Raw genomic sequence first — 16,647 nt, forward strand, 5'->3', positions numbered from 1 at the left:
CGGCTTTAAGTCTGAGTTTAAGTACAGGTCTCAGTTTAGTGCCATAAAGGGGCTTGTACCCGTGGAGAGTTTGAAGAAGGGGGATAAAAATGATCCTCGATAAAATTGTAGGGGCCAAATTAAAGCGGCTTTCCGATCAGAAGAAAAAAATTTCCGGTGAAGAGCTCATAGAAAAGCTAACAAAAAAACTAAAAATCAATGATGATCGTGATAATCTTAAGCAAGATGTTAACGTGGAGCGGCCTGCAGGCGTGTTTGCCTCAGCCCTGACTGCGGGACGCCGGAACAAAGACAAAGCAGGGATTTCCATAATTGCGGAAGTCAAGAAGGCTTCTCCATCCAAAGGAATTCTAGCTCCGGACTTCGATTATCTGCAAATAGCCAGCATGTATGAACAGCTGGGGGCTGCGGCAATCTCCGTCTTAACAGAGCAGGATTACTTTCTCGGGAGTCCGGATTATCTGAGGGAGATTAGAGAATCCGTCAAGATTCCGCTGCTGCGAAAGGATTTTATGATTGACCCCTACCAGATTTACGAAGCAAAGATTTTGGGGGCGGATGCTATTCTGCTCATCGTAAAAATATTGGATGATAAGCAGTTGAAAGGATTCCTGGGGATAGCTGAACAGATCGGTCTGGATTGTCTTGTGGAAGTGCATGACGAAGCAGAAGCTGCAAGGGCCATGGCAGCAGGAGCCGGCATCATCGGAATCAATAACCGGAACCTTGAAACGTTTGAGGTGGATTTGGACCACAGCCGCAGAATCGGCGCGATGATCCCGGACCATCTGATCAAGGTCTCAGAAAGCGGGATTCATACGGGCGAGGATATCCTGACGGTGCAAGCGTGGGGATTTGATGCTGTTTTGGTCGGAGAGGCTTTCATGAAGGTAGACAGTCTTGAACGAAAATTTGCTGAGCTCCTTCAGGTACCATCCAGACCCTAAATCAAATATATCCTAGCGGCAGATTTCGTTTAATACGACGTTGTCTGGCAGTTCCATCCTTCCATGGCATCGTTGTATCAGGTCAGGAGATATTGATATTTTAGGATTGACAAGGTATAGGGACATACTGACAATCGAATACAGATAACGCGTGATTTAGGAGTTGATATGGCAAGGATGGAAGAGAACGCAAAAGGCATCTATGCTGGGCAGACGCCAAAAGTTAAGATTTGTGGGATTCGTACCCTGGAGGATGTCAGGATCATCAATGAGCTGAAACCGGATTTTGCCGGCTTTGTCCTAGCTCCGAGCAAAAGACAGGTCTCGCTCAGCGAACTGAAAATATTGATTGCTTCCTTGGACAAAAAGATCATCCCAGTTGGGGTTTTCGTCAATCAGGACCCGGATCTCTTACTGCGCGTCGTGGAAGCAGGTCTGCAAATACTTCAGATTCACGGTGATGAGCCTTTGGAATATATGCGTCAATTAAAGAATAAAATCCTGGAAAAACATCAGGATCATCGTCAAGTAATGATCTGGAAAGCTGTCAGGGTAGGACACGCGGACCGGGCAGAACTGAACATGAAAGCGTATCAGGGTCTGGTTGACGGTTTTGTGTACGATAAATATGATCCTGAGGCTTATGGCGGTACCGGAGAAAGCTTTGACTGGAATCTTTTGCAAAGAAGTCAAACCGGCCAACACGATAAAAACAGAGGCCAGGATATTCCGATGATCCTGGCCGGAGGCTTAAATGAAGAGAATGCTGCGTCGGCAATTTCCTTATTCCATCCCTATTGCCTGGACGTCAGCAGCAGTGTCGAGACGGAAGGACGAAAAGACCCGGATAAAATAAAAAGGTTTATTAACCGTGTCCGTGCTTAATGTGCAGACTTGCACAAATACTTTGCTCGTACGTTTTCGCATATTGTGCAAGACTACAATATTTGAAGTAATCAGAAGAAATATAGAGAATTTAGGATGTAGTAACTGGATAAAAAGTTCTAATAAAATTGGGTTAGATAGGTAAGGGGACGCCGCGAAACTAAGTTTCGTTACGTCCCCTTTGCTTAAAGTCTTTGTACCATCTCTTCCGGAGAAGGGATATTCAAATATTTTCGCTGGATAGGGCCTAGATGAAAGATCTGGACTTCTACAAACCGAAGGACCGAGTTGGCAATCCAGTAAGCGCTCAGGGCAACAGGTGCTTTCCACAGAAAAACGACGCCAATAGCAACCGGGAATATGAACATCAGTAAATTTTTGTTTTCTGCTGTAAATACACTCAGCGTCTGAAGCAGACCGGCAATAACAGGCAAAATATGAAGATGATCTGCCATATGGAGATCAGATACCCACGGAATAAGAATACTGCCAACTGGTATACTCAGATGCGTAATAGCAACGTACAAGGAGAAAAAAACCGGGGCCTGGATAATAAGTGTTGCAAACGTAAACAGTGGATTGATTTTATATTTAGATGCAATTTTCATTGATTCAGAATTAACTTTTTTAATTTGATTGTGAAATTTTCCAGATAAAATTGTTCTGGCTTTGGTCAGATTTGCGGTTAATAATTGTACTTTTTGCTGTTTTATTGACAAAGGAAATAACAAGAGTTTTATCCCTAATGTAATCAGAGCAACCGCAATGAACCAATCGCCCGTAGTACTGACAAGGAATGCTAATAATTGGGAAAGGACGGTGCTAATCATATTCATTGAAACATCCTCCAAAGTTTTAATTCTTATAAAACAAGGAGGTTTGAATAAGGTGAGTCATCATCCTGGTCAGTTTTGATCTTTCTTCTAAATATCAAATGCTTTTTTACCTTAATATTTTGGGGAGATGAGGAGCTGATTGGACAACTCGAAAGATAAGTATCAGCAAATCTGATACAGATGGAAGAAGAATGCACAAGTTTGATACTGGCCCAGGAAACGGCTAAGATCAAAGTCAGGTTAATGATTAGAATAAGCAGTATGCCGGCGTCAAATTGCATTTTATCACCCCAAGAAACTAGATTTATTATATAATTAGCTACAGGAGATAGCAAGAAGTATAAAAGCTTAAGGAAGTAAAGCTTACTTAAACATAGAAACGCTAGGTAAATATGAAAACTTAGGTGGGGATATAAAATGAAGAAACGTTTGCGAATTCGGATAAAGGTTCTGATAGGCTGCCTGCTGGCGATTACAGTGATTCTCTTTGGTTCTATGCTGCTGATTAATAACTATGTGGAGGGGGTTGGTACGAAATACATCGGCGATATGGATCATGTACCTGAGGCTGACGCGATCCTGGTGTTAGGTGCCTATGTATTCCCGGATGGAACCGCTTCATCCATGCTTGCCGACCGCTTGACCGTGGGCTATGAGCTTTACCAGCATGGCAAGGCCCCCAAAATTCTTGTGAGTGGTGATCATGGACGGACAGATTATGATGAAGTCAATGCTATGAAGCGTTTCCTGAAGGAGAAAGGGGTCCCGGGTCAGAATATTTTTATGGATCACGCGGGCTTTAGCACATATGAAAGTTTATATCGAGCGAGAGATATATTCCTTGTCAAAAGAGTCATCATCGTGACTCAGGAATATCATTTAAAACGGGCAGTCTTTGTCGCCAGGTCTTTAGGGCTTGAAGCTTATGGCGTTGCCTCAGACCGGCATGATTACGGACAGGCAATGGCCTACTATCAGCTCAGGGAACTTTTAGCCCGAAATAAAGACTTCCTATGGGCTAAAATGATTAAGCCCAAGCCGACCTATTTAGGGGATGTAATACCGGTATTTGGAGATGGCGGAGCTACTGACGATTAAATAACTGGAGAGTGAAGTGAATAGAATTGTTCAATGAAAAAAGTCATCCTTGCGTGGATGACTTTTTTGTCAGGTATTTCTCAAGCAGAGCGTCTTTACTGATCCAGACGACTTTGGGCTTAGTTCCAAGTTTTTCTGTATCTTTTTTCGCGGACGGGTTATAGACCCGGTAAACGATTTTTTGCATGAAACCAATGAATCCGGCATTACCATTCGTAAATTCAGTAACGTTAAACCCAAGGCCTTTGACACCACGGTTGATGAGTGTAACACCCAGGAAAACCTTGATATCTTTATAACCCGGATTCAAAGAGATATAGCTTGCCAGAGCAGGCAGGGAGAGCCGGGCTTGTTTTAAAGCATTATAGCCGATTTTTTGGATATTGGCACCAAAGCTCTGGAAGCGGGTATTGTCTAAGTGTATTTCCCCGATCATATCACCTGCTGAGGCGATTAATTCACCGTTTTCATTAAACAGTTCAGGGCCATGGTAGCGGGTAAGACCCAGGCGAAAAATATTGTGCTCATCAATTCTGGTAATTTGTTTACGCTGCCCGTAAAAATGCTCCCATTTCTCCCAAACGCGGAAACCAATCCTTTTCGGCAGTGACCAGCCGGGAAGCTGAAGCGGAACGAGCGGAAGCTTGAGTTCTTTTTGTATTTTCATGATCAGTGGTTTCAGGGCAGCTAAGGTATTTTCAGGAGCGCCCTCATCGCCGCCGCTGTCATGAAGCAGGACAATCGTTCCTTCTTTGGTTCGGCCGGTTATTCTTTGCATAATGTGATTCGGAGTTCTTTCAATGCGCCAGTCCCTGCCGTCGGCACTCCAACTAATCAGCTTTTTGCCTTTGAAATGGCACCACAATAAAAAGGAAAGGTTAACCCCTCCCCAGGGAGCTCTGACATAGACGGGCTCCTGGCCGGTCAGACGGCGCATTTCCTCCATCGCTTTATTCCACAAGTCCCAGGTCTTTAGCGGGGGCATCAGCCAAGCGTGCCGGTGACGGTAGCCGTGACTGCCGACGGTATGACCGTGGTCTAGGATGCTCTTGACAAGTTCCGGCTGTTTTTCAGCCTTTTCAGCAACCAGAAAAAAACAGGCCCGAACGTTTTGCTCAGCTAAAACTGTCAGGAATCTTGGAGTGTATCTGGGGTCGGGTCCGTCATCAAATGTTAAGGTGACACCTGGAGAATAATGACGTTTCCAGGAACCAATACCGAAAAAATGCACAAACAATTCGGGAATAAGGGTATAGACCGCAAAGACTGAAATTGCGACGATGAAGGTATACAGCAAGGTTGTGGGCACTGCAGATTCACTTCCTTAAGTTGACTTTAAGTTTTATCCGAATCCTTGAGGTCCGCGAAATCAGCTCGGGACTTGGGAAATATTGACCGTTTCTTTGTAGATCGGGGGCTTTACGGATTGACCTAGGGCTAGTTCCAAAATCTTTTCCCAGGCATGGCACTCTATTTTCGATAAGTAGCTGTCAACGCGGTTTTGCCAAAGTATTTGTTCGTTTTGATCTTTAAAAAAGGCGTCTAACTGTTTGGCGACCGGATAATTCAAATCTAAATCAAAGATTAACTTTTTCTCGCTGAGATAATTCTTATTGATTTGTTCCTGTCCCGGAAGTGCGGAATGGACAAAAATCGGCAATTTTTTATGAAGGGTCTCACTGATGGTTACGCCACCGGGTTTGGTAATAATGGCATCAGCCTCGTCATACAGTGAGTTGAGGGTTTCCCTGGATGAAATATAGGACAGGGGCTTTAAGTTAGGAAGTTTCAGGGAGCGAATATCTTTATACAATTTCTTGTTTTTGCCGCATAGCAGGGAAAAAGTGTAGGATTTTTCTTTTTTACCCGGCAGGCTGTAAAGCAAATGCTCGATATCACCGAGACCGCCGCTTCCGCCGGAAATCAGAATATGGTAAGGAAGCGTTGACTCGGAGGCTGTCCGAGGCAGGAAGCACTCATCAACAGGAATACCCGTCACAAATATTTTAGACGGATCAATATTATTCTGGGAGGTTAATTGCGCCTTAATATGTTGATCAGGGACAAAATGGTAGTCTATGTATTCTGTTCCCCAAAGCTTATTAACAAAGAAATCAGTGTAAACATTGATTACGGGCGCAGTTGCGATACCGGAATTTTTAAGCCTGTCGATTAAGAAGGAAGGGAAAGCCTGGGTACATACGATCAAATCAGGCTGTTCCTCTTGCAGTAGGCTATTCATTTTGTCAAGAAATTTATATTCATACCAGTTAAAGTGCTTGGTTGATTTGGTAGGGTACACAAAGTTTCGGTAAATCCAGACGAAGGTCTGGGGAGAATGGTCGATCCAGGTCAGGTAAGTTAACCGAAATGCTTTCTCCAGCCGTTTGTCCGCATAACTGAAAAAATCTATCTTTGAGCATTCAAGATTACTGATTCGGTTTTCTAAGGAACGAATCATTGCATCGGCTACGGTATGATGACCCGTAGGGATTTGAAGGAACGGAAGAAAAAGTATCCGCATCATAACTTCCCCTTTCCAGCAACCTATTATTGTCTAAAGATCATTGAAGGTAGCTATACATTTATAATTTTACTTTTTTACAGTGGCTTTTGTAAACCTAGTTTTTCCATTTATTTTATATATATTCTTAAACAGAGCGAAGCTAGTACCTAGTCAATCCTAAAATTATAAAAATATAGGGTTGACATGGTACGGTACCGGCCTGTGTAAAATAAAACATATCAACGAAAAGACAATAATATATTAAAATGAAAAAATTGCATTCTGCATTTCGTTTAGATTTCTGTGAACCTGCAAATAATGATTTTGTTTAACGATAGCTGGGAGTGTGCAAATTGTCAAAGAAAAAAAACAAACTAATCAGTTATTCCAATATGATTGCCACTGTTGGGACAGCCATACTTGCTGTGACGGCATTGATCACCGTCTATATCACCGTATCTGCCTGGAACGAGGAGAGAGAAGCCAACCGTCCGTACTTTACGTTCAAGGATTCTCCCGAAGTGGTATTGAGAGAATCACCTGAATTTGAGATGGTTTTTACCAATGTCGGCGAGCATCCGGCTGTTAGTCTTTGGAGCAAGTCTATAGTTTTTCAGGCCGGCTTAAAGGAAAAACCGGTCACAATTGACGAATATGCGCTCGTCAATGATATTCCCAAAAATGCTTCGGCCACCTTACTGATTAGTCTCGAAGGCATCAACAAACAAAAGACATTAAAAGATGTGCTTCCGTATTTCTTCGTAATTGTTTTGAAATATGAAGACCCGATCATCAATGAAAGCTTTGAACAAACGCTGTATATCAAATGGAATGGTATGAAAGGTGGGGAAATCCTCACAACCAACCATGCGGAAGAAGCCGAGAAGGAACAGATTATTCAGTATTTTAAGCAAAACAAAATCAATTTGTAAAAAGTACAAATGCAAATTATTTGGATGCGAAGTCATCTTAAAATCTGATAGTTGTTTTTAGAATAAAAGTGTATGATAACGGTATAGCCATTAATGGTTCAAACCAAGAAACTATGCGATGATGTATAAGGGGAAAACAAAATGGAAGATCTCATTTCCAGAGCAAGGGGGGCAATGCTCGGGGTGGCAGCTGGGGATGCACTTGGGGCACCCCTTGAATTTATGAACCGCGAAGAAATTGTTCATACCTATGGCCGACACCGGGATATGACCGGCGGGGGATTCTGGAAATTGGCACCCGGAGAAATTACCGATGATACAGAAATGACCCTTGCAGCGGCCAACGGGATTCTTGAAGACCCCGCAGACCCGGTAAAGGCCGTTGCCCGGAATTTCCGGGAATGGGCCCGGCAAGAGCCCAAATGCATCGGAAATATCTGCCGGATGGTTCTGCAGGAAGGAATCCGGGCAGAAGCGAATAATGAACAGGAATGGCTGCAAATCGCTGAGAATGCCCATCGACTCAGCGGCGGGAGAAGCGGCGGCAATGGTTCGCTGATGAGAACGGTCCCTGTGGTCATTGCCTATCACAATAACCTGGCGAAAATGACGGATCTGGCGGCAAGATTATCGGCTCTGACCCACTATGATCCACTGGCTGGAGCATGTGTGGTTTTTTACTGTAAAATTGTCAGGGAATTGCTTTTAGGCGGAGAACTCCGCATCGTGCTGGAAAAGGCCCAGGCGGATGCTCCGTTTGCCCTGCAAATGAACTTAAGTACGGATCAAATGAAAACAAGCGGTTACGTTGTCCATACATTGGAAACTGCTTTAAATTGTGTCTTTCAGACCAATTCGCTGGAAGAAGCGCTGGTGATGGCCGTAAACCTCGGAGGAGACGCGGATACGATCGGCGCAGTAACCGGCGGGATGGCCGGAGCCTGCTATGGCATAGAGAACATACCGTCCAGGTGGCTGGAGAAGCTCTCGCGAAGAGATGAACTCTTAGTGCTGACGGACAGGCTGCTTGCTATTGACAGGGGGCCGAAAATAGGTATTTGAAATTTCTTAGAAATCTACTATACTAAGATAATATAAGTGTTTAGGATAATATAAGTGTTTTCGTAGGGGGTTACTGCTATTAATACATCAAATACATCGAATTCTTCTTATTCATCGTCCAATTTCATTCATAACATTATTCGGGAAGATTTAAAGCTGAATAAAAACAACGGCAGGGTACATACACGTTTTCCGCCTGAACCTAACGGCTATCTTCATATCGGACACGCCAAATCCATCTGTTTGAATTTCGGCACCGCGCTGGAATTTAACGGATGCTGCAATCTTAGGTTTGACGACACCAACCCGAGCAAAGAGGAAACTGAGTTTGTCGAGTCGATTCAGGAAGATGTCCAATGGCTGGGGTTTTCCTGGCAGGACAGGATGTACTATGCTTCCGATTACTTTGAAAAGCTATACGCGTTTGCCGTAGGGCTGATTGAAAAAGGCAAGGCTTTTGTCTGTGATTTGTCGGCAGAGGAAATACGAGAATACCGCGGGACGCTGACCCAGCCTGGAAAGGACAGCCCTTACCGTACCCGTTGTGTCGAAGAAAATCTTGACCTGTTCCAAAGAATGAGAGCCGGAGAATTCCCGAACGGCGCGAAAGTGCTCAGAGCAAAAGTCGATATGGGTTCTCCGAATTTAAATATGCGTGACCCGGTGATTTACCGCATCATGCATGCGTCGCATCATCGGACCGGAGATACCTGGTGTATTTACCCGATGTATGACTTTGCGCATCCTTTATCGGACGCGCTGGAACACATTACCCATTCGATCTGCACGATGGAGTTTGAAGATCACCGGCCGCTTTATGACTGGTTGACAGAACAGCTGATCGAAGGGGACAGGCCCAGACAATATGAGTTTGCACGTCTGGATCTGACGAATACAGTCATGAGCAAAAGAAAGCTTCGCCAATTAGTTGAAGGCGGTTATGTCCAGGGATGGGATGATCCGCGGATGCCGACGATCTCCGGTTTAAGGCGCAGAGGCTATACACCGGAAGCGATCAGAGATTTCTGCGACCGTATCGGGGTAGCTAAAGCCAACAGCATTGTCGATGTCGCTTTACTGGAACATTGCCTGCGTGAAGATCTGAATTCCAAAGCCAAGCGGGTCATGGCTGTTTTGGATCCGATCAAGGTCGTCCTGATCAATTATCCGGAAGACCAGGATGAATTCCTGGAAGCAGAGAACAATCCGGAGGACCCGGAGGCAGGGACCAGGCTGATTCCGTTTTCGCGGACCATTTATATCGAACGCGAGGACTTTATGGAGGAGCCGCCCAAAAAATTCTTCCGTCTTTCCCCCGGTAATGAAGTCCGGCTAAAACATGCCTATATTATTCAATGTGAAAGAGTCCTGAAAGATGAAGATGGCCAGATTATAGAAATCCATTGTACGTATGATCCGGACACCAAAAGCGGCGGATCGGCAAGCTCGAGAAAAGTAAAAGGGACGCTTCACTGGGTTTCGGCGGCCCATGCCGAAGATGCCGAGATACGTTTGTATGATTATCTGATCAGGGATGATCAGTATACGGAGGAAGATTCTGCAGAGAGCGACGACTTCCTTGCTAGAATTAATCCGGACTCCCTGCAGATTCTAAAAAGTTGCAAAATTGAACCGGGTTTGAAAGAAGCTGATCCCGGCAGCAAATATCAATTTTTGAGACAGGGTTATTTTTGTGCGGACTTGAAAGACCATTCCAGTGATCATCCGGTCTTTAACCAGATCGTCGGACTGAGGGACAGCTGGGCAAAGATGAATAAATAATCTTGGAAATAATCTTGGAAATAATCTTGGAAACATGGTGAGAATTTCTTGTTTTTATGAAAGTAAAGAAGCATTCCGATTAAGGAATGCTTCTTATACGTTGCTTCTAAAAGTGAACAAAGAGAAGTTAGATTCTCTGTCCGTTTTTCAACTGCTGCTCAGCAAATTGTATCATGCGTTTGGTCATATTACCGCCGACAGTTCCGTTTTCACGGGAAGTGCGGTCTGCACCCAGCGTAACGTTCATTTCATTAGCGATCTCGTATTTCAGTTGATCCAATCCTTTTCCTACGCCCTGGACGGCAGGCGTGTTTGAATTTCTTTCACCAGCCATGTCATTTTCCTCCTTGAAATATAAGTTTTTTTGTTTGGGAGTCGTTCTTATTATTTGTGAATTTGATTTTCTTAAACCCGGTAATTGTTTGCTTATATTTTAGGAAGTAACATATCTGGAAAAGCTCATTATATATTTTTTATATTTATATCTTTTAGACGGCTTTTTCTCCCGATTCTCCTGTTCTGATCCGTACGGCATTCAGCACATCATAGACGAAGATTTTTCCGTCACCGATTTCTCCCGTTCTGGCAGTCTCGGTAATGATTTCGATAACTTTATCCACAGATTCGTCCGGGACAATAATTTCGATTTTGTATTTGGGCAATAGATTGATGGTATAGGCATTTCCACGGTATACTTCTGTTTTTCCCTGCTGCAGTCCGCAGCCGATTACGTTGGTGACCGTCATTCCTTTGATACCAAATTTTCCGAGGGCTTCTTTCACATTTTCCAATTTGGCTGGACGAATAATACACTCAATTTTTTTCATTTTATCCACCTCTTTGATCAATTATTTTTGATAAACAGTATTTGCAAAAAAAATAGTCCCCGGGATTAAATCCCGAGGACATCGTTGTCCGTGTTTACTATTTATCTGAATCTATCGTAGCAGAATGCCGGCATAATGCAAGAAATTTAACCAAAGAATTTTGTATTCATTGCCGATCGGCCAATTAAAGTCCGGCGTTTCAAGGATTATGCACATTTTTGGAGAATTAATGGGTGATACTTATCCGATACAGGAGTTGACGATATGCCGGAAAACGAACGAATCACAGCCATTAGCGGACTTGTTGCCGAAAGGAACGAAGAAATCATCGATCTGAGGAGGACCTTTCATCGCTATCCTGAATTATCTTTTCAGGAGTATCATACGGCAGATATGATCTTCGACAGATTGCATGAAGTTCCGGGCATTGAGGTGTCGAGACCGACAGAGACCAGTGTTCTGGCTGCCATTAAAGGAAGTATGCCGGGGAAAATGGTAGCGCTCAGGAGTGATATTGACGCACTGCCGATCCAGGAAGAAAACGATCTGCCTTACCGGTCCCAAAATATTGGAACCATGCATGCCTGCGGTCATGACGGACATGCGGCCATGCTGGTCGGGGCTGCAAAAGTTCTTGCGGAACTAAGATCCGACATGAAAGGAGAAATCCGCTGCATCTTTCAGCATGCTGAAGAAAAACATCCCGGTGGAGCCAAAGATCTTGTCAAACTTGGTCTCCTGAACGGGGTCGATGCGATTCTTGCCCTTCATCTCTTTACGTCTTTGCCTGCTGGCAAGATCGGCTTAGCCTCGGGCCCTTTAATGGCTGCCCCGGACAACTTTACAATATCGATATGGGGTAAAGGAGGTCATGCCGCGATGCCGGAGGATACCATCGACCCGGTATTGATCAGTGCACAGATCGTTACCGCTCTGCAAAATATCGTATCCCGTCAGACCAGCGCTCTGAAATCCGTAGTCTTGTCTATTACGAATATTCAAGGGGGCTCGGCCTTTAATATCATACCTGAGCGGGTAGACCTGAAAGGAACCGTCAGGACATTTGACAGGGACACCCGTTTGGAAGTTCCGAAACGAATGGAAAATATCATTAAAGGAATCTGTTTTGCTTATGGCGCAAAATACACCTTCGATTACGAGCTCGGTTATGATCCTGTTGTTAACAGCAGTTCCGTTGTCGGCAAAGTAACGGAAATACTAAAAGAAGAATTCGGAGCAAAAGCATTGGTTAAAGCCAATCCGGTGATGTGGGGCGAAGACTTTTCCGCTTATCTTCATCGCTTACCCGGAATGCTGATATTCATCGGAGCGGGGAATAAGAAGAAAGGAATCAGCCATCCGCACCATCATCCGTGCTTTAATATTGATGAAGAGGCGCTTAGCATAGGAACCCGGGTTCTGGCATGCTCTGCGCTCGGACTGCTGGAAAGGATGTAACGGCGATGGAAATATCTAAAAAGATGCTGGGTTTGAATATCCTGTTATCGCAGGTGATCCTGATTGTTATTGCCCTGGGCCTCTGGGTCATACTGAAATCATTGGACAGAGAAATCGTGCTGGCGGAAATGTTTAAAATGGATAGCTTAAGTAAAGCCATCATTACATTGGCCGTCGGCTCCGCCGTACTGATTGCGCTTCAATTTTTCTTCTTGAAATATCTGCCGAAGGAAAGCCTGTTTGATGAGATTAACCTTATCCTGATGGACAAATTCTCACTGAAAGAGCTATTTCCAATATTTTTCCTCGGTGCTTTCAGTGAGGAATTCCTGTTCAGAGGCATGATTCAGCCAATTTTAGGGTTATGGTTGACGGCTGTTGTCTTTACGCTGATTCACTACAGATATTGGCGCCAGGTGTTTATCCTTGTGGAGGTCTTCTTGATGGGAACCTTTCTCGGAGTTACCTATGCCGTTTCTTTGACACTCTGGGTTCCCGTGTTATGTCATTTCATCGTCAACATGACAACAGCTTATTGGATGAAAAAGGGCACTTTTGAATTGATTTAAAAGACCAAAAACGTTTGCTATAATTGAATTGGGTTAAAGCATCATGACAAGATAGGAACAGGAATAGAAGGAGAACAAATGGCAACCGATTTGTGGAATTTGTTTATCGTTTTTTTTTGGGCGAGCAACTTGTCCTATGGCGGCGGGCCGGCGATGATTCCGTTGATTCAGGCGGAGACCGTTGATAATTATCACTGGCTGACCAATGCTCAGTTTGCCGATACCATTGCCTTGGCAAATGCGCTTCCCGGGCCGCTTGGAACCAAAGTAGCGGCCTATCTCGGCTATCAGGTTGCTTCCTGGCCGGGAGCGATCGTCGCCTTACTGGCAACGACCCTGCCCACGGTGCTTATATTGATTGTTTTAGGCAGTATCTTAAAAAAATATGCGAATTCCAGTAATTTAAAGGCCGCACTGACAGGTGTGAGACCCATTGTTACTGCTTTGCTGATCATCGTAGCTTATGAGATGGCTGTTGATGCTTTTCAAATCCAGGTACCCCTGGATTACGCCACCGTGCTGATCGCGGTCGGGTCCGCGGCAGCCCTGTATTTTTTAAAACTGCATCCGGTATTGCTGATTGTTCTTTCCATGGTCATCGGTTACCTGATCTTTTGATTTGCCCGGTTTGAACATTTCAAATTCAGATTTTGGGAGTATGACATGAAAGTGCTTTGGGATTTATTTATTGCTTTTTTTAGAGCCAGCAATTTTAGTTTCGGCGGTGGACCGGCCATGATCCCGATCATCCAGAATGAAACGGTGCACAAGTATCAGTGGCTCACCAGTGAAGATTTTACAAACGTTGTGGCCATATCCAATTCTATGCCGGCACCGATCGCGACGAAACTGGCTGGAATGATCGGACATCGCGTCAAGGGCTGGAGCGGGGCACTGGCTGCAATCATTGGCGCTGTTCTGCCAACGGCGCTGATCATGATATTTTTGGGTCACCTGCTGATTAACTATGCTGACTCACCTGCACTGCAGGCTATGCTGAAAGGGGTCAGACCTGTCGTTGTGGTGCTTTTGGCTCAATCGGCACTGCAGATGGGTCAGAGTGCCTTTAAGGATAAAGCGACCTGGGTCCTGGGGATCGCAGCTTTTGCCATGATGCTGATTTGGCCCGGACTGAATCCGGCATTTCTGGTTGTCATTTCCATGATTCTGGGGATATTCATTTTTAAGAAAAAGTTTGAATCAGAAAATATTTCTAAATAAGGAAAATACGAATCAGAAAAACACGGATATTTCCGTCTATACTGTTGCCCGGGTAGAATTCAATGTTTCGGTTTAAGGGGGTGGGTCTGGGTATGAATCAAACCGAGGTATCATTTGATGAAATCTATGAGGAACTATTCCCGTCTGTTTACAGGTTTGTCTGTCTGAGGATTCCTTCATCAGAAATTGAAGATGTTACTTCCGAAGTCATGGCTAAGGTCTGGAGATCACTGGCCGGCTTTGAGGGAAGAAGCTCTTTGAAGTGCTGGGCGTTAAAAATTGCTTCGAATTATATTGCGGATTTTTACCGGGGTAGGAAACAGGTTAATATGATTCCGATTACAGAAGAGATCCAGGATGCAAATAATAGCAGGGATTATGGGGAGGACCTGGGTACTGTCCTTTCTGTAAGCAATACCCTTTCTCAGTTGACAGAACATCAAATAGCTGTGATTCAATTACGGCTGATCGATGGATTCAGCGCATCCGAAACGGCGACAATTCTCGGTACCACGCAACAGGCGGTGGACAGCCTGCTCTACCGGGCCAAAAAAAGTTTCCGGACAGCCTATCAGGCGGAAGTGGCTGGAGGTGAATGCTGATGTCTGAAGATAAAATAAAAGCCATGTGGGAAGAAGATGGTGATCTCATGCGTCTTAAGAAATTTTTCGGTTATGTCTATCAGGACGATGGTCTTAAGGAGCGGATCAAAGATAAAACCCGGGGAAAAATTTTGGATTCTGTTAAAAGTCAGCCGCTGGAAAACATGACATTTGTGGCTGCTGAAACAAGCACGGGAATCAACAATGAAACCAATAAGGAAGCCAGCACCGAAAAGAGTACTCCGGTTCAGCAAGCAGCTTTAAAGGCGAACAGATTTGGAACGTTGGTAGCCCGGATAAGAAACAGACTTCTCTATGGCAATAAAAAAGCGTTTGTGTTGATCGGCTGTGCCACTGTTATCGTTCTGGCCGTTGGTCTTGGCGTGAATGGAATCCTGATGGATGATGGTTGGCATGAACAGGTTAATTGGCAGCAAGCATCTTCAGTGAATGCCGCAAAGGACATGGTTGACGAACCTGCAGCGAGCCCTGATGCTGGTGTTGCGGTTGAATCTGGAGGAGGAGTAGCTGACTCCCGTAACACGCTTTCTCCCTCGTTTGCAGGATCTGCTGCTCAGAAAAAAAGTTCGGAGAATTCGGTTCCGGGTGGATCTGCAGCCTACGATTTTTCCCGGCAGAAGATCATCTATTCGCTCGATGTTTTTATGAAGGCAGATGATGTCGCCGCTGCGGCAAAGGCTATCGAGGAGAAAACCGAGGCCCTTGGCGGATATATCGCCGAATCAACCCGTAGTAATTATGACAACAGCGTGACGGCTTTTCTCTCCTTAAGAATACCGGCCAAACAATTCCAAACGTTTCAAGACAGTATTCCCCAGTTCGGCACCATCGTCAATCAACACCAGTATACCGAAGATGTATCGACGGCTTATTTTGACACCGAAACTCGTTTGAGATCTTGGGAGGCTCAGGAACAACGGTATTTGGAAATTCTCCAAAAAGCAAATTCCGTTGAAGACATTCTAAAAATTGAAAACTCCCTGGCTACAGTCCGACAAGAAATTGAAAGCCTGAAAGGGCAGCTCAAATACTATGACAACCGGGTCGAATACTCCCAGTTCACCATCAATATTGAGCAGGCCCGGAACGACCTGACGGTCAATAATCCCTGGCAGCCGATATCGCTAAAGAATACCTTGATTGCCGTGAAGAATGCTTTGATCAAGACCGTAAGCTTCCTCTGGAATGCGCTCAATTATGTGCTGGTCTTCATCGGCTATGCGCTGCCGGTATTGGCGGTTCTGCTGCTGATCTGGCTGGTCTGCCGGATCATTAGAAAACGCAGGATGCTTTCGGAGAAAAGTTTTAGACGAAATAAGGAAGATGAAGAATAAAACCTTATATTTATAACGAAACGATTGATGAAAAAGCTGGGATGTCGTTGTACGACGCTACATCCCAGCTTATTTTTTATCAATTTATTTTAAATAAAAAAGCAGAGAAATTCCTGGAATTAGAAAAATAATCACTAATTAGTAGCTACTAAGAGATATTACGTATTACAGATATATAATGCGAGTGACTTGAGTTTATTTTATAGACTTGATGTGAAAAAGTATGGAAAGGGGGTGTTAACGTGTTGAATGTAGTTCTCATTTTTGTTGTTGGAATGCTCTTTTTAGCAGGTATTTTAGCCCTGAGACCTTACGCAAACAAGGCGGATAAAAAGAAAACTGTGCTTAATTGGTTTCTGTATTTGGTATGGTTTCTGATTACTTGTATCGGGCTATCTTTCATTGTGCTTAATGCTCAGATTGGTCATGTCAAAGCTACGAGTACCGGAATCTTTCTCTTTTTTGGGCTATCTATCGTCATCGGAATCGTATTAGCAAGATTAGTGGGATTAATAGGTTTGGGTAAGAAACAGAAAAGTTCTAATTTGACGAGTTAAGAGGTGAAAA

At 44.3% G+C, this 16,647-nt stretch carries 18 protein-coding genes; 13 read left to right on the forward strand and 5 right to left on the reverse strand.

From position 1 onward, the window contains the following. Nucleotides 1–89: 89 nt before the first annotated feature. Together trpC and A7D23_RS04460 are read left to right on the forward strand one after the other, a co-directional pair. Nucleotides 90–947 (forward strand): indole-3-glycerol phosphate synthase TrpC, encoded by an 858-nt coding sequence (gene trpC / locus A7D23_RS04455; RefSeq protein WP_068883362.1) that lies wholly within the window; start codon nucleotides 90–92, stop codon nucleotides 945–947. A gap of 168 nt (nucleotides 948–1,115) precedes the next feature. After that, nucleotides 1,116–1,832: a phosphoribosylanthranilate isomerase gene (locus tag A7D23_RS04460; protein WP_083221874.1), complete on the forward strand. Its 717-nt coding sequence runs from the start codon at nucleotides 1,116–1,118 to the stop codon at nucleotides 1,830–1,832. Between the two features lie 185 nt (nucleotides 1,833–2,017). On the opposite strand, the gene A7D23_RS04465 is transcribed toward A7D23_RS04460, so the two are convergent. Beyond that, nucleotides 2,018–2,668, reverse strand: a complete 651-nt coding sequence (locus A7D23_RS04465; RefSeq protein ID WP_019225524.1) for a YidC/Oxa1 family membrane protein insertase — start codon at nucleotides 2,666–2,668, stop codon at nucleotides 2,018–2,020. A gap of 417 nt (nucleotides 2,669–3,085) precedes the next feature. On the opposite strand from A7D23_RS04465, the gene A7D23_RS04475 reads away from it, so the two are divergent. Further along, nucleotides 3,086–3,766, forward strand: a complete 681-nt coding sequence (locus A7D23_RS04475) for an ElyC/SanA/YdcF family protein (RefSeq protein ID WP_068883364.1) — start codon at nucleotides 3,086–3,088, stop codon at nucleotides 3,764–3,766. Nucleotides 3,767–3,809: 43 nt separating this feature from the next. Here A7D23_RS04475 and A7D23_RS04480 read toward each other — a convergent pair whose 3' ends face one another. Together A7D23_RS04480 and A7D23_RS04485 are read right to left on the reverse strand one after the other, a co-directional pair. After that, nucleotides 3,810–5,075: a polysaccharide deacetylase family protein gene (locus tag A7D23_RS04480; RefSeq protein WP_068883366.1), complete on the reverse strand. Its 1,266-nt coding sequence runs from the start codon at nucleotides 5,073–5,075 to the stop codon at nucleotides 3,810–3,812. Nucleotides 5,076–5,135: 60 nt separating this feature from the next. Then, nucleotides 5,136–6,293, reverse strand: a complete 1,158-nt coding sequence (locus A7D23_RS04485) for a glycosyltransferase (RefSeq protein ID WP_026071848.1) — start codon at nucleotides 6,291–6,293, stop codon at nucleotides 5,136–5,138. A gap of 323 nt (nucleotides 6,294–6,616) precedes the next feature. On the opposite strand from A7D23_RS04485, the gene A7D23_RS04490 reads away from it, so the two are divergent. The 3 genes from A7D23_RS04490 to A7D23_RS04500 all read left to right on the forward strand — a co-directional run bounded on the left by A7D23_RS04490 (nucleotide 6,617) and on the right by A7D23_RS04500 (nucleotide 10,048). Next, nucleotides 6,617–7,204, forward strand: a complete 588-nt coding sequence (locus A7D23_RS04490; protein ID WP_242871496.1) for a hypothetical protein — start codon at nucleotides 6,617–6,619, stop codon at nucleotides 7,202–7,204. A 141-nt stretch (nucleotides 7,205–7,345) separates the two neighbouring features. After that, a complete protein-coding gene (locus A7D23_RS04495; protein ID WP_019225518.1) occupies nucleotides 7,346–8,266 on the forward strand; it encodes an ADP-ribosylglycohydrolase family protein in 921 nt (306 codons plus the stop codon). Between the two features lie 78 nt (nucleotides 8,267–8,344). Next, on the forward strand, nucleotides 8,345–10,048 hold the full coding sequence (locus A7D23_RS04500; protein ID WP_026071847.1) for a glutamine--tRNA ligase/YqeY domain fusion protein: 1,704 nt from the start codon (nucleotides 8,345–8,347) through the stop codon (nucleotides 10,046–10,048). Nucleotides 10,049–10,175: 127 nt separating this feature from the next. Here the strand turns inward: A7D23_RS04500 and A7D23_RS04505 are convergent, their stop codons facing one another. Together A7D23_RS04505 and A7D23_RS04510 are read right to left on the reverse strand one after the other, a co-directional pair. Beyond that, a complete protein-coding gene (locus A7D23_RS04505) occupies nucleotides 10,176–10,382 on the reverse strand; it encodes an alpha/beta-type small acid-soluble spore protein (RefSeq protein ID WP_019225516.1) in 207 nt (68 codons plus the stop codon). Between the two features lie 154 nt (nucleotides 10,383–10,536). Then, nucleotides 10,537–10,875, reverse strand: a complete 339-nt coding sequence (locus tag A7D23_RS04510) for a P-II family nitrogen regulator (protein WP_025205581.1) — start codon at nucleotides 10,873–10,875, stop codon at nucleotides 10,537–10,539. A gap of 264 nt (nucleotides 10,876–11,139) precedes the next feature. Here A7D23_RS04510 and A7D23_RS04515 point away from each other — a divergent pair, with 264 nt between their 5' ends. From A7D23_RS04515 to A7D23_RS04545, 7 genes are all read left to right on the forward strand, one after another. Beyond that, on the forward strand, nucleotides 11,140–12,333 hold the full coding sequence (locus A7D23_RS04515; protein WP_019225515.1) for an amidohydrolase: 1,194 nt from the start codon (nucleotides 11,140–11,142) through the stop codon (nucleotides 12,331–12,333). Nucleotides 12,334–12,338: 5 nt separating this feature from the next. Then, nucleotides 12,339–12,902: a type II CAAX endopeptidase family protein gene (locus tag A7D23_RS04520; protein ID WP_019225514.1), complete on the forward strand. Its 564-nt coding sequence runs from the start codon at nucleotides 12,339–12,341 to the stop codon at nucleotides 12,900–12,902. Between the two features lie 78 nt (nucleotides 12,903–12,980). After that, nucleotides 12,981–13,520 (forward strand): chromate transporter, encoded by a 540-nt coding sequence (locus tag A7D23_RS04525; RefSeq protein ID WP_019225513.1) that lies wholly within the window; start codon nucleotides 12,981–12,983, stop codon nucleotides 13,518–13,520. Nucleotides 13,521–13,565: 45 nt separating this feature from the next. Further along, nucleotides 13,566–14,123, forward strand: coding sequence for a chromate transporter (locus A7D23_RS04530; RefSeq protein WP_019225512.1), 558 nt, complete (start codon nucleotides 13,566–13,568; stop codon nucleotides 14,121–14,123). 92 nt (nucleotides 14,124–14,215) lie between these two features. After that, entirely contained in the window at nucleotides 14,216–14,725 is a 510-nt protein-coding gene (locus A7D23_RS04535; RefSeq protein WP_019225511.1) for an RNA polymerase sigma factor, read from the forward strand. After that, nucleotides 14,725–16,080: a DUF4349 domain-containing protein gene (locus A7D23_RS04540; RefSeq protein WP_019225510.1), complete on the forward strand. Its 1,356-nt coding sequence runs from the start codon at nucleotides 14,725–14,727 to the stop codon at nucleotides 16,078–16,080. Before A7D23_RS04535 ends, A7D23_RS04540 begins: the two co-directional genes overlap by 1 nt. Before the next feature lie 242 nt (nucleotides 16,081–16,322). Continuing rightward, complete coding sequence (locus tag A7D23_RS04545) at nucleotides 16,323–16,637, forward strand: hypothetical protein (RefSeq protein ID WP_019225509.1); 315 nt, start codon at nucleotides 16,323–16,325, stop codon at nucleotides 16,635–16,637. Nucleotides 16,638–16,647 lie beyond the last annotated feature (10 nt).

The organism is Dehalobacter sp. TeCB1 (assembly GCF_001707455.1).
Taxonomy (GTDB): Bacteria; Bacillota; Desulfitobacteriia; order Desulfitobacteriales; family Syntrophobotulaceae; genus Dehalobacter; species Dehalobacter restrictus.

Bases quoted from the DNA above. Each gene is read 5' to 3' on its own strand.
- A7D23_RS04520 (WP_019225514.1), top strand. From the start codon at position 12,339: ATGGAAATATCTAAAAAGATGCTGGGTTTGAATATCCTGTTATCGCAG.
- trpC (WP_068883362.1), top strand. From the start codon at position 90: ATGATCCTCGATAAAATTGTAGGGGCCAAATTAAAGCGGCTTTCCGAT.
- A7D23_RS04510 (WP_025205581.1), bottom strand. From the start codon at position 10,875: ATGAAAAAAATTGAGTGTATTATTCGTCCAGCCAAATTGGAAAATGTG.
- A7D23_RS04495 (WP_019225518.1), top strand. From the start codon at position 7,346: ATGGAAGATCTCATTTCCAGAGCAAGGGGGGCAATGCTCGGGGTGGCA.
- A7D23_RS04505 (WP_019225516.1), bottom strand. From the start codon at position 10,382: ATGGCTGGTGAAAGAAATTCAAACACGCCTGCCGTCCAGGGCGTAGGA.
- A7D23_RS04525 (WP_019225513.1), top strand. From the start codon at position 12,981: ATGGCAACCGATTTGTGGAATTTGTTTATCGTTTTTTTTTGGGCGAGC.
- A7D23_RS04485 (WP_026071848.1), bottom strand. From the start codon at position 6,293: ATGATGCGGATACTTTTTCTTCCGTTCCTTCAAATCCCTACGGGTCAT.
- A7D23_RS04475 (WP_068883364.1), top strand. From the start codon at position 3,086: ATGAAGAAACGTTTGCGAATTCGGATAAAGGTTCTGATAGGCTGCCTG.
- A7D23_RS04515 (WP_019225515.1), top strand. From the start codon at position 11,140: ATGCCGGAAAACGAACGAATCACAGCCATTAGCGGACTTGTTGCCGAA.
- A7D23_RS04530 (WP_019225512.1), top strand. From the start codon at position 13,566: ATGAAAGTGCTTTGGGATTTATTTATTGCTTTTTTTAGAGCCAGCAAT.
- A7D23_RS04535 (WP_019225511.1), top strand. From the start codon at position 14,216: ATGAATCAAACCGAGGTATCATTTGATGAAATCTATGAGGAACTATTC.
- A7D23_RS04460 (WP_083221874.1), top strand. From the start codon at position 1,116: ATGGCAAGGATGGAAGAGAACGCAAAAGGCATCTATGCTGGGCAGACG.
- A7D23_RS04465 (WP_019225524.1), bottom strand. From the start codon at position 2,668: ATGAATATGATTAGCACCGTCCTTTCCCAATTATTAGCATTCCTTGTC.
- A7D23_RS04540 (WP_019225510.1), top strand. From the start codon at position 14,725: ATGTCTGAAGATAAAATAAAAGCCATGTGGGAAGAAGATGGTGATCTC.